The following is a 14392-nucleotide window of genomic DNA, read 5'->3' on the forward strand; positions in this document are numbered from 1 at the left end:
CATCATCACTGTCAGTCGAGGAGGAATCACCACACACCACGCACCGGGCGGGCGCCGATCCGCCGCCCGGTGCGTGAAGTGTGATACCCGGCTTGCATACTGACCGCGTGCCGATAGCCGAAGACCCCGAGCCCCGCCCGGCCGAGCAGCCGGACCCGTTCAAGGACCTGGTCCTTGACGAAGAGTTCATCCAGGGCGCCACCGTGAAGGAGCAGTCCGGCCGTGCCCGGATGCTGGCCGCCAAGTGGAAGCGGCAGCCCCCCGAGCCGGAGGCCGCCTGGCGCCCGCCGACCGAGATCCGCCGCCGCTGGTACCAGCGCAAGGCCCGCCGGGTCGACCCCTGGGGCAACCCGGTCAAGCGCCGCCGCGGTCAGGGCACCGTGCGCACCGTGGCCTTCGTCCTGCTCACCGTCCTGGTGGTGGCCGCGGCCCTGAACGTGAACGGGCTGCACGACTGGTACGAGAGCCACTACGGGAGCGACGGGTCCCCCGCAGCGCAGGCGGCGCCGGCCAGCCCCAGGCCGGTGGTCACCCAGGCCCCGGAGAGCGCCAAGCCGACCGCCGCGCCCTCCACCGAGGCCCCGCAGACCCCCACCGCCGCCCGCCCGTGGGCCGGCTCCCCCGCCGACACCTGGCCCACCGGGGCGGACGCGATCGTGCTGCCCGACGCGAAGGCGACCGGGGTCTTCGGGAAGGACCAGGTCGCCAAGCAGCTCCAGCAGGCCAAGGACTTCCTGGTCGCGGCGAACCTCGACCCGGCCACCCTGGCCGGCGGTACCCCGCAGCAGGCCCTGGACCTGCTGGAACGGCAGAGCCGCAGCGACGTGCAGAACGAGCTCGCGCACCCGAGCCGCGAGCACAACCCGGACGGCCTGTTCAGCCGCTTCAACCCCCGCACCGCCGTCCCGGCCGTCACCGACGTGAAGCTGCAGGGCGAGCTGACCTTCGAGGGCGACGGGAAGAACGGCGTGCTGATCCACGCGGACTACACCTTCGTCTACGCGGTCGTCCCGGGCCCGGACCAGTACCGGCCGAGCCCCTCGGGCGCCCCCGGCGCCCAGTCGGTGGCCCTGCTCGGACTCGACCCGAACGCCGTGGTCACCCGGGAGATCGTCCGGCGCCAGGTGGACTTCCGCTTCTACGACCCGGCCCACTACGACGTCCAGCGCGGCAAGCTGGCGTTGCAGAGCTGGAAGGTCGACAAGGGCAACAACTACTGCGGCGCGGACGACGGCTGGCTCGAGCCGTACTTCGCCACCACGAGCGCCCCCGGCACCGAGACCCCGGACCCCTCGCACACCGTGGACCCCTACGACCGCAGCAAGGACCTGCCGGACGACGGCAAGTGCGGCACCGTCTCCCGCACCTGATCCGGCGTCACTTCTTCCTCCGCTTCTCCGGCCGCCCGGCGCGCGCAGCCTTCCGCTGCGCCGCCCGGGCGGTCTCGCGTTCCCAGGCCGCCCGCCGCACCGCCTCGCCCGGGGCCTCGACCAGGCTGCGGCAGAAGTAGGCGGCCGCCGAGCCGACGCAGCCGATCAGCCAGACCGCGCCCAGCGACCGGTCCTCGGCCATCCAGCCGGAGAGCGAGTCCCGGCCCTCGGCGAGCTGCTTCCAGGTGCGCACCGCGGCCAGGAAGGAGCAGACCGCGATCGCCAGCACCAGCAGCGCGTCGACGAAGCCGCCGGACTTGGAGAGCCGCACCCCGCCGACCGCGAAGCGCAGCACGAAGGCCCCGGCCACCGTGGTGGCCAGGGCCCCGAGCGAGACCGCGACCCGCCGCAGCCAGTAGGCGCCGCCCCTGGTCACCCAGGTGGTGCCGAAGAAGCGGACGGGTTCGGGCCGGATCTCTTCTGTCACCCGTGCAGGGTACTCAGCCCAGCTTGCTGACGTCCCGCACCGCGCCCTTGTCGGCCGAGGTGGCCATCGCGGCGTACGCCTTGAGCGCCTGGCTGACCACCCGCTCGCGGTGCGCGGGCCGGTAGCCGTTACTCTCCTCCAGCCGCAGCCGGCGCTCGTGCAGCTCCTCGAAGGAGACCTCGAGGTTGACCGTCCGGCCGGGGATGTCGATCGAGATCACGTCCCCGTCCTCGACCAGCGCGATGGTGCCGCCGGAGGCCGCCTCCGGGGAGACGTGGCCGATCGACAGGCCCGAGGTGCCGCCGGAGAACCGGCCGTCGGTGATCAGCGCGCAGGCCTTGCCCAGGCCGCGGCCCTTGAGGAAGGAGGTCGGGTAGAGCATCTCCTGCATCCCCGGGCCGCCCTTGGGGCCCTCGTAGCGGATGACCACCACGTCGCCCTCCTTGACCCGCTTGGCCAGGATCGCGTCCACCGCGTCCTCCTGGGACTCGACCACCACGGCCGGGCCGGAGAAGGTCCAGATCGACTCGTCCACACCGGCCGTCTTCACGATGCAGCCGTCCTCGGCCAGGTTGCCGTAGAGCACCGCCAGGCCGCCCTCGACCGAGTAGGCGTGCGCGACGCTGCGGATGCAGCCGCCGGCCCCGTCGGTGTCCAGCGACTCCCAGCGCTCGGACTGCGAGAAGGCCTCGGCCGAGCGGACGCAGCCCGGCGCCGCGTGGAACAGCTCGACCGCCTCGGCGGACGGCGAGCCGCCGCGGATGTCCCAGCCCTTGAGCCACTCGGCCAGCGAGTCCGCGTGCACCGTGTGCACGTCCTCGTTCAGCAGGCCGCCGCGGTAGAGCTCGCCGAGGATCGCGGGGACGCCGCCGGCCCGGTGCACGTCCTCCATGTAGTAGTTGCCGTTGGGGGCGACCTTGGACAGGCACGGGACCTTGCGCGAGATGGCGTCGATGGCCCGCATGTCGAAGTCCAGCTCGGCCTCCTGGGCGGCGGCCAGCAGGTGCAGGATGGTGTTGGTCGAGCCGCCCATCGCGATGTCCAGCGCCATCGCGTTCTCGAACGCGGCGCGGGTGGCGACGTTGCGCGGCAGCACCGACTCGTCGTCCTGGTCGTAGTACCGCTTGGTGATCTCCACCACGGTCTGCCCGGCCCGCTCGTAGAGCGCGCGGCGGGCGGTGTGGGTGGCCAGCACCGAGCCGTTGCCCGGCAGCGACAGGCCGATCGCCTCGGTCAGGCAGTTCATCGAGTTGGCGGTGAACATCCCCGAGCAGGAGCCGCAGGTGGGGCAGGCGTTCTCCTCGATGATCGCGATGTCGGCGTCGGAGACCGACTCGTTCACCGCGTCCGAGATCGCGTTCACCAGGTCGAGGCGGCGCACCGTGCCGTCCACCAGGGTGGCCTTGCCGGCCTCCATCGGGCCGCCGGAGACGAAGACCACCGGGATGTTGAGCCGCAGCGCGGCCATCAGCATGCCGGGGGTGATCTTGTCGCAGTTGGAGATGCAGACCAGCGCGTCCGCGCAGTGCGCGTTGACCATGTACTCCACGCTGTCGGCGATCAGGTCGCGCGAGGGCAGCGAGTAGAGCATGCCGCCGTGGCCCATCGCGATCCCGTCGTCCACGGCGATGGTGTTGAACTCGCGCGGGATGCCGCCCGCCTGCTTGATCGCCTCGGAGACGATCCGGCCGACCGGCTGCAGGTGGGTGTGGCCCGGCACGAACTCGGTGAAGGAGTTGGCCACCGCGATGATCGGCTTGCCGAAGTCCTCGCGGGCTACGCCGGCGGCCCGAAGGAGCGCGCGGGCGCCTGCCATGTTGCGACCGTGGGTGACCGTACGGGACTTCAGCTCGGGCACTGCCTTCTCCATTCCCTGGGCGGCTGTCAACCGTCGAGCCTACGCCGCCGCCCTGCCCGGCGGACGTACCGTCCGCATCCCGGTCAGCGGCGATCGCCGCCGGTCAGGCCGGGGTGAGGGCCACCGTCAGGTCCACCGTGTAGGGCTCGACCACCCGGCCGTCCGGGAACAGCCCGGTCAGCCACTCCCGCTCCTCGGCCAGCACCCGCTCGCGCAGCTCGGGCTCGGCCACCGCGAAGTAGGACTTGGAGCGCAGGTCGGTGATCACGTCCTCGATCCCGATGGTCCGCTCCCAGCGCAGCTTGGTGTGGGTCACCCGCAGCGGGTGGCGCTCCAGCGGCTCGGTGACCGCGTTCAGCGTGCCGTAGTAGTGGTAGGAGCTGAGCGCTGCCGCGTGCCGGCGCTCCTGCTCGCCCAGCCAGCCGACCGAGCGGTCCTTGAGGTTCCAGAACAGCACCAGCGCACCGCCCGGGCGCAGCACCCGGATCGCCTCCGGCACCGAGCGCTCCGGGTCGGTCCAGTGGAAGGCCTGGGCGTAGGTGACCAGGTCGGCGCTGGCGTCGTGGCAGGGCAGCTCGTCGCCCACCCCGCGGACCACCGGGATCTGCGGGCTGACCGCGCGCAGCTGGTCGGCCATCCCCTGGCTCGGCTCCACCGCGATCACCCGGGCGCCGCGCCCGTGCAGCAGCCGGGTGGCGATGCCGGTGCCGGCCCCCACGTCCAGCACGTCGGCCCCGGCCAGCGGGCGCCCGGCCAGCCGCTCGATCTCCTCGAACAGGGCCGGCGGGTAGCTGGGGCGGGCCCGGTCGTACTCGGCGGCGACGGCGCCGAAGGAGTTGGCGTGCGCGAGGTGCTGAAGGTCCGTCATGGGCTGACTCCCGAGGCGTTCGGCTCTGTTGTCAGAGTACGCGCGAGCCGGTCGCCAGGTGCAGTCGGGTGAAGGCCAGCGCCTCGGCCAGGTCGGCCTCCCGCTCGGCGGGCGAACCGGAGCGGCGGGTGTTGACCTCGAGCACCACGTGGCCGTCGAAACCGGTACGGGCCAGCCGCTCCAGCAGCTCGGCGCAGGGCTGCTTGCCGCGGCCCGGGATCAGGTGCTCGTCCTTGCCGGAGCCGGAGCCGTCGGCCAGGTGCACGTGGGCCAGCCGCTCGCCCATCCGGTCCACCATCTCGAAGGCGTCCACCCGGGAGGTGGCCACGTGCGAGAGGTCCACGGTGAAGTGGCGGTAGGCCTCCTCGGTGACGTCCCAGCCGGGCGCGTAGGCGAGCACCTCGCGGTCCCGGTAGCGCCACGGGTACATGTTCTCCACCGCGAACCGGACCCCGCTCTCGCCCGCCATCCGGTCGATGCCCAGCACGAAGTCGCGCGCGTACGCCCGCTGCCAGCGGAACGGCGGGTGCACCACCACGGGGTCCGCCCCGAGCTTCTCGGCGGCCGCCCGGGCCCGCTGGAGCTTGGTCCACGGGTCGGTGCTCCACACCCGCTGGGTGATCAGCAGGCAGGGGGCGTGCACCGCGAGGATCGGCACCCGGTACCGGTCGGAGAGCTCGCGCAGCGCGGACAGGTCCTGGCTGACCGGGTCGTTCCAGACCATCACCTCGACCCCGTCGTAGCCGAGCTTGGCGGCCAGGTCGAAGGCGACCTCGGTGTTGTCGGGGTAGACCGAGGCGGTGGACAGCGCGATCTTGGTGTCCGGGATGTGCAGCTCGGGGTGGCGGGGCAGCACCAGCCGGTCGGTGGTCCGCAGCAGCGGGGCGCGCCGCACCCGCCCACTGCGCCCGCCCCGGCGCCCGGTCCGCCCGCTCTCGTCCTCCGCGTCCACGTCCATCAGGTTAGGCACACTCCCAAGGTCGGTGCTCAGCGCCCGGACTGGCCGTCCATGCCGTCCAGGCGGCGCAGGATGATGCCCTCGCGCAGGGCCCAGGGGCAGATGTCCAGCTCTTCCAGGCCGAACAGGTCCATGGCGGCGTCGGCCACCAGGGCGCCGGCCAGCAGCTGTCTGGACCGGCCCTCGGAGACCCCGGGGATCCGGGCCCGCTCGGCCGCCGTCATCGTGGCCAGCCGCGGCACCCAGGCGGCCAGCCCGGTCCGGGTCAGCTTGCGCGGCACCCGGGGGCCGGCCTCGGTCGGCGCCGCACCGGTCATCCGGGCCAGCTGCTTGAAGGTCTTGGAGGTGGCCACCGCGTGGTCCGGCGCACCCAGCCGGGCCACCTCGCCGACCACCGTGGCGATCTCGGCCCGGATGTGGCGGCGCAGCACGCGCACCGCCTCCGGGTCCACCGGATCCTCCGGCAGCCAGCGCGCGGTCAGCCGGCCCGCGCCCAGCGGCAGCGAGAACGCGGCGTCCGGCTGCTCGTCGATGCCGCAGGCGATCTCCAGCGAGCCGCCGCCGATGTCCAGGTCGAGCAGCCGGCCCGACGACCAGCCGAACCAGCGGCGCACCGCCAGGAAGGTCAGCCGCGCCTCGTCCTGCCCGGAGAGCACCTGCAGCTCCACCCCGGTCTCGTCCTGCACCCGCTTCAGCACGGCCTCGCCGTTGGCCGCCTCGCGCACCGCCGAGGTGGCGAACGGCAGCAGGTCCACCACGCCCTTGTCCTCGGCCACCCGCAGCGAGGAGGAGACGTGCTCGACCAGTCGTTGCACCCCGTCGTCGCAGATCGCCCCGTCCGCGTCCAGCAGCTCGGCCAGCCGCAGCTCGGCCTTGTGCGAATAGGCAGGCACCGGCGCAGCCCCGGGGTGGGCGTCCACCACCAGGAAGTGGACCGTGTTGGAACCTACGTCGAGTACACCGAGTCGCATGACGTACCACGCTACGCCACCGCACCTGCGGAAATCCGCCGTGTTCGATTGCCGAAGCAACCCGGTTGCCGCCAGCCTTGGTCTGCTGACCACCCCTCACCCCTCAGGGAGCTCGACATGACGATCAGTCACCGCCGGGTCGGCGCCGGCGAGCACAAGGTGATCGTGCTGCACGACTGGTTCGGCACCACGGCGGGCTGGGGCCCGTTCCTGGACTACCTGGACCGCTCGGCCTTCGGCTACGCGATGCTCGACTACCGCGGCTACGGCGACCGGGTCGACGTCCCGGGCGACTTCACCCTGGACGAGATCGCCGCCGACGTGCTGGCGCTGGCCGACGAGCTCGGGTGGGAGCGGTTCTCCCTGGTCGGCCACTCGATGGGGGCCAAGGCGGCCCAACTGGTGCTCGCCCTGGCCCCGGAGCGGGTGCGCAGGCTGGCCGCGGTCTGCCCGGTGCCGGCCGGCCGCTTCCCGCTGGAGGGCGAGACCGGCGAGCTGTTCCACGCCGCGCCGCAGAACCCGCTGGCCCGCCGGGCGATCCTCGACCTGGTCACCGGGCAGCAGGCCGGCGCCGTCTGGCTGGACCGGATGGTGGCCCGCTCCACCGCCACCTCCCGGGTCGACGCCTACGCCGCCTACCTGGCCGAGTGGTCCGGCCAGGACTACACCGAGAAGCTGACCGGCCTTCAGCTGCCGGTCGGCGTCTTCGTCGGCGCGCTGGACCTGGCGCTGACCGCCGACGTGATGCGGGCCACCTTCCTCAAGCTCTTCCCGCAGGCCGAGCTGATCGAGCTGCCCGCCACCGGCCACTACCCGATGTACGAGCTGCCGGTCCGTTTCGCCACCGAGCTGGAGCGGTTCCTGGCCGGTTGAGGCTTACCCTTGCCGGGTGGCTGCCATCGACCTCCCCTCCCCCACCCGCACCAGGCCCGCACCCGAGGTGGGCCTGGACTTCCCGCGCGCCTGGGTCGAGTTCACCGACCCGGCCGACCCGGAGCAGGTCTTCCGCTGCGACCTGACCTGGCTCACCTCGCGCTGGGGCTGCATCTTCGGGCAGGGCTGCCACGGCATCCGGCCCGGCCGCGGCGAGTCGGACGGCTGCTGCACCCTGGGCGCGCACTACTCGGACGAGGACGACGAGCAGCGGGTGACCGAGCACGCCCGCCGCCTGACCCCCGAGACCTGGCAGCACTTCGCCGAGGGCACCGACAAGAAGGGCCGCCTCAAGATCGACGGCGGCATCACCATGCTGGACGAGGACGGCGACCGCCAGACCCGCCGGGTCGGCGGGGCCTGCATCTTCCTCAACGGGCCCGGCTTCCCCGGCGGCCAGGGCTGCGCGCTGCACACGCTGGCACTGAAGGAGGGCCGCGAGCCGCTGGAGACCAAGCCGGACGTCTGCTGGCAGCTGCCGATCCGCCGCACCTACGACTGGGTCGACCGCCCGGACGACACCCGCTACCTGCAGGTCTCGATCGGCGAGTACGACCGGCGCGGCTGGGGCCCGGGCGGCCACGACCTGCACTGGTGGTGCACCAGCAGCCCGGAGGCGCACCGGGCGGTGGACCCGGTGTACGTCACCTACCGGCCGGAGCTGACCGAGCTGATGGGCGCCGAGGCGTACGCGGTGCTGGCCGAGCTGTGCGAGCAGCGGGTCGCGGCCAAGGGCGACCGCAAGCTGGCGCCCCACCCGGCGGATGCCGGAAACCGAAAGGCCGACCCGAAGCGGAAGAAGCCCGCCCAGGCCTGAGTGCCTGCTACTTGTCGATGTCCCCGACCACGAAGAACATCGACCCCAGGATCGCCACCATGTCGGCCACCAGGGTGCCGGGCAGCAGCTCGGTCAGCGCCTGGATGTTGTTGAAGGACGCCGAGCGCAGCTTGAGCCGCCACGGCGTCTTCTCCCCGCGCGAGACCAGGTAGTAGCCGTTGACCCCGAGCGGGTTCTCGGTCCAGGCGTAGGTCTCGCCCTCGGGGGCCTTGAGCACCTTGGGCAGCCGCAGGTTGACCGGGCCGGGCGCCAGCCCGGCCAGCCGGTCCAGGCAGGCCTCGGCCAGGTCCAGCGAGACCTCGGTCTGCTCCAGCAGGCACTCGAACCGGGCCAGGCAGTCGCCCTCCTGGCGCACCGGCACCCGCAGCACCCCGCCGAGCTCGCCGTAGGCCAGGTAGGGCTCGTCCCGGCGCAGGTCGAAGTCGACCCCGCTGGCCCGGGCGATCGGGCCGGTCACCCCGTAGGCCTGCACGTGCTCGGCGGAGAGCACGCCGACGCCGGCGGTGCGGGCCCGGAAGATCTCGTTGCCGAGCACCAGGTCCTGGTAGACCGGCAGCTGGGCGCGGACCGCGGCCACCGCCTGGCGGACCCGGCCGAGCCAGCCGGCCGGCAGGTCCTCCTTCAGGCCGCCGACCCGGTTGAACATGTAGTGCATCCGGCCGCCGCTGGCCTCCTCCAGCACGTGCTGGAGCTCCTCGCGGGCGGTGAAGGCGTAGAAGACCGGGGTGATGCCGCCCAGCTCCAGGGGGTAGGAGCCGATGAACATCAGGTGGTTGAGCACCCGGTTGAGCTCGGCCAGCAGGGTGCGGGTCCACACCGCGCGCTCGGGGACCTCCATGCCGAGCATCCGCTCGACGGCCAGCACCACGCCGAGTTCGTTGGCGAAGGCGGAGAGCCAGTCGTGCCGGTTGGCCAGCATGATGATCTGCCGGTAGTCCCGGGCCTCGAAGAGCTTCTCGGCGCCGCGGTGCATGTAGCCGATGATCGGCTCGGCGCTGACGATCCGTTCGCCGTCCAGCACCAGCCGCAGCCGCAGCACGCCGTGGGTGGCCGGGTGCTGCGGCCCGATGTTCAGCACCATGTCGGTGGGGCCGCCGGTGTTCGACAAGGTCTCGGCACCCGCGCCGACGCCGACCACGGTCTCCCTCAGAGCGCTCATGCCCCCAGAGTCTGCCATCCCGGCAGCCCCGCGAGGCTGTCCGGTACCGGCATCCGGACCGCCTGCACCAGCCAGCCGAAGCCGCCGAGCCCGGCGGCGGCGGTCAGCTCGGCCGCCTCGCCCGCCGCGGCCAGCGCCCGCAGGTAGCCCGCCGGATCCGCACCGGCCTGCGCGAGCGGCGGGCGCCCGCCGTGCACCCCCAGAGCCCGCAGCGCCTCCCGCTGCGTTGTCCACAGGCTGTGGACGGCCGGCGCCGCCGCCGAGTCGAGCGCCACGTGCGCCGTCAGGTCGCAGCCGCCGTCCGGCACCGGCGCCACCTCGCGCCCGCCGCGGAAGCCGGTCAGGGTGCCGAACGGCGGCCGGTCCGGCTTCCGGTGCGCGTAGTCGACCGCCACCGCGAGGCCGCGCTCCAGGGCGCCGACCGCGGCCGCCCAGGCCGCGTCCCGGCTGCTCCCGAGCTCCACCCGCTCCCCCTCGGGCCACCAGCGCGCCGCCCAGGCGGCGTCGGCCGCGGTCAGCTCGCCACCCAGCCGCTCGTTGCCCAGTGGGTCCACCTCGACGTAGCGCAGCACCCCGGCCGCGTCCCGCTCGGCGACGTCCAGCGGCACGTTGTCCAGCCACTCGTTGGCGAACAGCAGCCCCGCCGCGCCCTCGGGCACCCGGTCCGTCCACACCACCTCGGGCGCCAGCCCCGGCGGCCGGGCCGCCAACTCCACCCCGTAGGCCCGCAGCCGCCCCGGCAGCATCCCGGCCAGCTGCCCGACCAGCTCGCCCCGCCCGGCCCCCACGTCGATCAGCGCCAGCTCCTCGGGGTGCCCGAGCGCGGCGTCCACCTCCAGCAGCAGCCGCCCCACCGCGTCGGCGAACTGCCCAGAGGCGTGCACCGAGGTCCGGAAGTGCCCGGCCGGCCCCTCCACCCGGTGGTAGAAGCCCTGCGGCCCGTACAGCGCCCGCTCCATGGCGTCCCGCCAGCGCATCCAGCTCATGGCCGTGACGGTACCGGGGTCCGACCTGGGGACGAGACCGGATCGCCCTCGCGGTGGAGGGGGGCGCTGATCCGACTGCCTACGCTTGGTACGTGCATCGACTCAACACCTGGCTACGCAGACACCCCATGGTGGTCGACGGCGCCTGGGCGGCCGTCGTCATGCTGCTGGCGGCGGTTTCCAGCCAGACCAACCACGGCTGGCGGCTGGCCGGGTACGCGCTGGTCACGGTGGTCATCGGCCTGATGATGACGGTCCGCCGCCGCTGGCCCGACCTGGCGGTCGCCACCGGCGCGGCGCTCGCCCTCGGCCAGCTCACGCTGCACATCTACCCGGACGCCTCGTCGATCGGCTACCTGGTCTTCGCCTACACCGGCGCCGCCTTCGGCGCCCGCTGGGCCTCGCGGCTCGCGCTGGCCGGCTCGCTGCTGGCCGGCCCGGCCACCATCGCCCGGTTCGAGGGCTTCAGCGGCGGCAACGACACCCCGGGCGGCCACAGCCTGGCCCAGCGGCTCTTCGTCTCCGGCCTGATGTCCACCCCGTTCATCCTCTGCTGGGCCTGGGGGCGGCTCACCCGGGTCCGCCGGGCCTACCTGACCGAGCTGGAGGACCGGGCCGCCCGGCTGGAGCGCGAGCGGGACGCCCAGGCCCAGGTGGCGGTGGCCGCCGAGCGGGCCCGGATCGCCCGCGAGCTGCACGACGTGGTGGCGCACAACGTCTCGGTGATGATCGTCCAGGCCGACGGCGCCGCCTATGTGATGGACAGCTCGCCGGGCCAGGCCAAGGAGGCACTTGGCACCATCGCCGCCACCGGCCGGCAGGCGCTGGTCGAGATGCGCCGGCTGCTCGGCGTGCTGCGCACCACCGACACCGCCGAGGAGTACGTGCCGCAGCCCAGCGTGGAGGAGCTGCCCGAGCTGCTGGACCAGGTGCGCACGGCCGGCCTGCCGGTGGAGTTCTCCAGCTCCGGCACCCCGCGCGAGCTGCCCCGCGGGGTCGAGCTGACGGTCTACCGGATCGTCCAGGAGGCCCTGACCAACGTCCGCAAGCACGGCGGTCCCAACGTCAGCGCCCGGGTCGCGGTGGACTTCGGCGACCGGGACCTGAACGTGCTGATCGAGGACGACGGCCGCGGCAGCACCGACGAGCAGCTGACCCGCGGCGGCGTCGACGGCATGGGCCACGGGCTGATCGGCATGCGCGAGCGGATCGGCATGGTCAGCGGCTCGCTGGACGCCGGTCCGCGCCCGGGCGGCGGTTTCCGGATCCGGGCCGTGCTCCCCTTGAAGACCGGCAAGTGAGAGAGGGCTCCCCCCATGACCGTGCGCGTGATGCTCGTCGACGACCAGGAACTGCTGCGCACCGGGTTCCGGATGGTGCTGGCCTCGCAGCCCGACATCGAGATCGCCGCCGAGGCCGGCGACGGCGCCCAGGCGGTGGAGGTGCTGCGGCAGGCCGAGGTGGACGTGGTGCTGATGGACGTCCGGATGCCGCGGATGGACGGCGTGCAGGCCACCCGGCGGATCTGCCTGGACCAGGACGGGCTGCCCCTGCCCGACGCGCCCAAGGTGCTCATCCTGACCACCTTCGACCTGGACGAGTACGCCTTCGCCGCACTCAAGGCCGGCGCCAGCGGCTTCCTGCTCAAGGACGTGCCGCCGCCCGAGCTGGTGGCCGCGATCCGCGCCGTGCACGCCGGCGACGCGGTGGTCGCGCCGACCACCACCCGGCGCATGATCGACCGGTTCGCCGACGTGCTGCCGATGGCGCGGCCGGACGCCGGGCCGCCCGCGCTGGACCCGCTCACCGAGCGGGAGCGGGAGGTGTTCCTGCTGGTCGCGCAGGGCCTGTCGAACGGCGAGATCGCGGAGGGGCTGACCCTGTCCGAGGCGACCGTGAAGACGCACGTGGGCCGGATCCTGGGCAAGCTCGGCCTGCGCGACCGGGTCCAGGCCGTGGTCCTCGCCTACGAGGCCGGCCTGTTGCGGGCCGGCGGCCACGGGTGACCCCCGGGGCGGCCGCACGGGCCGCGGCGGGCCGTAGGATGGGGCGGACCGTCTGGTACCCGTAGAGGACTGGAACGTACGTGTTCGACTTCCCTGAGCCCAGCGCCCACCCCGGCGATCCGCGCGATCCCGCCGACCGCCCGGCCCGGCTCGCCGTCGGCGTGGTCGGCACCGGCCGGGTCGGCCCGGCACTCGGCGCCGCGCTGCAGCTGGCCGGCCACCAGGTGGTGGCCGCCTCCGGCGTCTCCACCACCTCCCGCCGGCGGGCCGAGGCGCTGCTGCCCGGGGTCCGGCTGGTCACCCCGCCGCAGGTGCTGGCCGCCACCGACCTGGTGCTGCTGACCGTGCCGGACGACGTGCTGGCCGACCTGGTCGCCGGCCTGGCCGCCACCGGCGCGGTCCGCCCGGGCCAGCTGCTGGTGCACACCTCCGGCGCGCACGGCGTGGCGGTGCTGGAGCCGGCCACCCGGGCCGGCGCGCTGCCGCTCGCGCTGCACCCGGCGATGACCTTCACCGGCAGCTCGGTGGACCTGGCCCGGCTGGCCGGCTGCCCGTTCGGGGTGACCGCGCCCGAGGAGCTGCGCCCGGTGGCCGAGGCCCTGGTGGTGGAGATGGGCGGCGAGCCGGAGTGGATCCCCGAGCAGGTCCGCCCGCTCTACCACACCGCGCTGGCGCACGGCGCGAACCACCTGGTCACCCTGGTCGCGCAGGCCATGGAGCTGCTGCGGACCGCCGGGGTGGCCGAGCCGGGCCGGCTGCTCGGCCCGCTGCTCGGCGCCGCCCTCGACAACAGCCTGCGCTCCGGCGACGCCGCGCTCACCGGCCCGGTCGCCCGCGGCGACACCGGGACCGTGCGCCGGCACCTGGACCAGCTCAGTACCGTGTCCCCGGACATCGGCCCGGCCTACCGGGCGATGGCCCGGGCCACCGCCCAGCGGGCGCTGGCCAACGGGTCGCTCAAGGACGAAGCGGCGGCCTCGCTGCTGGACGTACTCAACGAGGAGAAGCACTGATGGCCCGCCCCAAGCCCGCCGGCAAGGCGCCCAAGGTCCGCAAGGCCGAGTTGACCCACAGCGTGGAGGAGTTCGAGGCCGCCTTCTGGCCGGACGAGCAGCCGGTGGACAACGCGGTGGTGATGACCATGGGTGCCCTGCACGAGGGCCACGCGACCCTGATCCGGGCCGCCCGCAAGCAGGTCGGCCGGGACGGCCGGGTCGCGGTGACGGTCTTCGTCAACCCGCTGCAGTTCGGGGCGGGCGAGGACCTGGACCGCTACCCGCGCACCCTGGAGGCGGACCTGCAGCTGGCCGAGGAGAACGGCGCGGACGTGGTCTTCGCCCCGGGCGTCGAGGAGGTCTACCCGAACGGCGAGCCGCGGGTGCGCCTGGCGGCCGGTCCGATGGGCGAGCGGTTCGAGGGCGCCAGCCGCCCCGGCCACTTCGACGGGATGCTCACCGTGGTGGCCAAGCTGCTGCACATCACCGACCCGGACTACGCCTTCTTCGGCGAGAAGGACGCCCAGCAGCTGGCGATCGTCCAGCGGATGGTGGCCGACCTCGACTTCGACGTGGAGATCGTCGGCGTGCCGACCGCGCGCGAGGCGGACGGCCTGGCGCTCTCCTCACGCAACCGCTTCCTGTCCGAGGGCGAGCGCGAGCAGGCGCTCGCCCTGTCCCGGGCGCTCTTCGCCGGCCGCGACGCGGCCGCCCAGGGCGTCGAGGCGGTCCGCGCGGCCGCCGCCCAGGTGCTCGACGCCGCCGACGGCGTCGACCTCGACTACCTCGCCCTGATCGACCCGCACGACTTCGTCGAGGCGCCGGCCGGCTTCCAGGGCGAGGCGGTGCTGGCCGTCGCCGCCAAGGTGGGCCCGACCCGCCTGATCGACAACGTCCGCATCATCGTTCGGTAGTAGAACCCTCAGGCATGCACTCTCCCCCGGCCCTGCGGCCGGGGGACCC

Annotated in this window: 14 protein-coding genes; 7 read left to right on the plus strand and 7 right to left on the minus strand. The window is 73.6% G+C overall.

From position 1 onward, the window contains the following. The first annotated feature begins 107 nt into the window (after positions 1-107). A complete protein-coding gene (locus C7C46_RS34145; RefSeq protein ID WP_146258960.1) occupies positions 108-1370 on the plus strand; it encodes an SCO2583/SCO2584 N-terminal domain-containing protein in 1263 nt (420 codons plus the stop codon). Between the two features lie 7 nt (positions 1371-1377). Here C7C46_RS34145 and C7C46_RS02085 read toward each other — a convergent pair whose 3' ends face one another. The 5 genes from C7C46_RS02085 to C7C46_RS02105 form a co-directional block, all read right to left on the minus strand. Beyond that, complete coding sequence (locus C7C46_RS02085) at positions 1378-1857, minus strand: hypothetical protein (protein ID WP_110664973.1); 480 nt, start codon at positions 1855-1857, stop codon at positions 1378-1380. 13 nt (positions 1858-1870) lie between these two features. Then, positions 1871-3715, minus strand: coding sequence for a dihydroxy-acid dehydratase (ilvD, locus tag C7C46_RS02090; RefSeq protein WP_110664975.1), 1845 nt, complete (start codon positions 3713-3715; stop codon positions 1871-1873). A gap of 103 nt (positions 3716-3818) precedes the next feature. Then, entirely contained in the window at positions 3819-4583 is a 765-nt protein-coding gene (locus C7C46_RS02095; RefSeq protein WP_110664976.1) for a class I SAM-dependent methyltransferase, read from the minus strand. A gap of 31 nt (positions 4584-4614) precedes the next feature. Beyond that, positions 4615-5418: a sugar phosphate isomerase/epimerase family protein gene (locus C7C46_RS02100; protein WP_245984048.1), complete on the minus strand. Its 804-nt coding sequence runs from the start codon at positions 5416-5418 to the stop codon at positions 4615-4617. 152 nt (positions 5419-5570) lie between these two features. Further along, the gene (locus C7C46_RS02105; protein WP_110664980.1) at positions 5571-6512 is read right to left on the minus strand and encodes a Ppx/GppA family phosphatase; all 942 of its coding nucleotides are present in this window, start codon (positions 6510-6512) and stop codon (positions 5571-5573) included. A gap of 117 nt (positions 6513-6629) precedes the next feature. Here C7C46_RS02105 and C7C46_RS02110 point away from each other — a divergent pair, with 117 nt between their 5' ends. Together C7C46_RS02110 and C7C46_RS02115 are read left to right on the plus strand one after the other, a co-directional pair. After that, complete coding sequence (locus C7C46_RS02110; protein WP_110664982.1) at positions 6630-7385, plus strand: alpha/beta fold hydrolase; 756 nt, start codon at positions 6630-6632, stop codon at positions 7383-7385. A gap of 16 nt (positions 7386-7401) precedes the next feature. Beyond that, positions 7402-8262 carry a DUF3109 family protein gene (locus tag C7C46_RS02115; protein ID WP_110664984.1) on the plus strand — a complete coding sequence of 287 codons (861 nt, stop codon included), beginning with the start codon at positions 7402-7404 and terminating at the stop codon, positions 8260-8262. Between the two features lie 7 nt (positions 8263-8269). Here C7C46_RS02115 and C7C46_RS02120 read toward each other — a convergent pair whose 3' ends face one another. Further along, a complete protein-coding gene (locus C7C46_RS02120; RefSeq protein WP_110665211.1) occupies positions 8270-9433 on the minus strand; it encodes an NADH-quinone oxidoreductase subunit D in 1164 nt (387 codons plus the stop codon). Between the two features lie 5 nt (positions 9434-9438). After that, positions 9439-10428 (minus strand): SAM-dependent methyltransferase, encoded by a 990-nt coding sequence (locus C7C46_RS02125; RefSeq protein WP_110664986.1) that lies wholly within the window; start codon positions 10426-10428, stop codon positions 9439-9441. Between the two features lie 92 nt (positions 10429-10520). On the opposite strand from C7C46_RS02125, the gene C7C46_RS02130 reads away from it, so the two are divergent. The 4 genes from C7C46_RS02130 (at position 10521) to panC (ending at position 14343) form a co-directional block, all read left to right on the plus strand. Further along, positions 10521-11729, plus strand: coding sequence for a sensor histidine kinase (locus tag C7C46_RS02130; RefSeq protein ID WP_110664988.1), 1209 nt, complete (start codon positions 10521-10523; stop codon positions 11727-11729). 15 nt (positions 11730-11744) lie between these two features. Next, a complete protein-coding gene (locus C7C46_RS02135; RefSeq protein WP_110664991.1) occupies positions 11745-12434 on the plus strand; it encodes a response regulator in 690 nt (229 codons plus the stop codon). Between the two features lie 80 nt (positions 12435-12514). After that, positions 12515-13447, plus strand: a complete 933-nt coding sequence (locus C7C46_RS02140; protein WP_110664993.1) for a Rossmann-like and DUF2520 domain-containing protein — start codon at positions 12515-12517, stop codon at positions 13445-13447. Then, positions 13447-14343 carry a pantoate--beta-alanine ligase gene (gene panC, locus C7C46_RS02145; RefSeq protein ID WP_110664996.1) on the plus strand — a complete coding sequence of 299 codons (897 nt, stop codon included), beginning with the start codon at positions 13447-13449 and terminating at the stop codon, positions 14341-14343. Before C7C46_RS02140 ends, panC begins: the two co-directional genes overlap by 1 nt. Positions 14344-14392 lie beyond the last annotated feature (49 nt).

Source organism: Streptomyces tateyamensis (assembly GCF_003205575.1).
Taxonomy (GTDB): domain Bacteria; phylum Actinomycetota; class Actinomycetes; order Streptomycetales; family Streptomycetaceae; genus Kitasatospora; species Kitasatospora tateyamensis.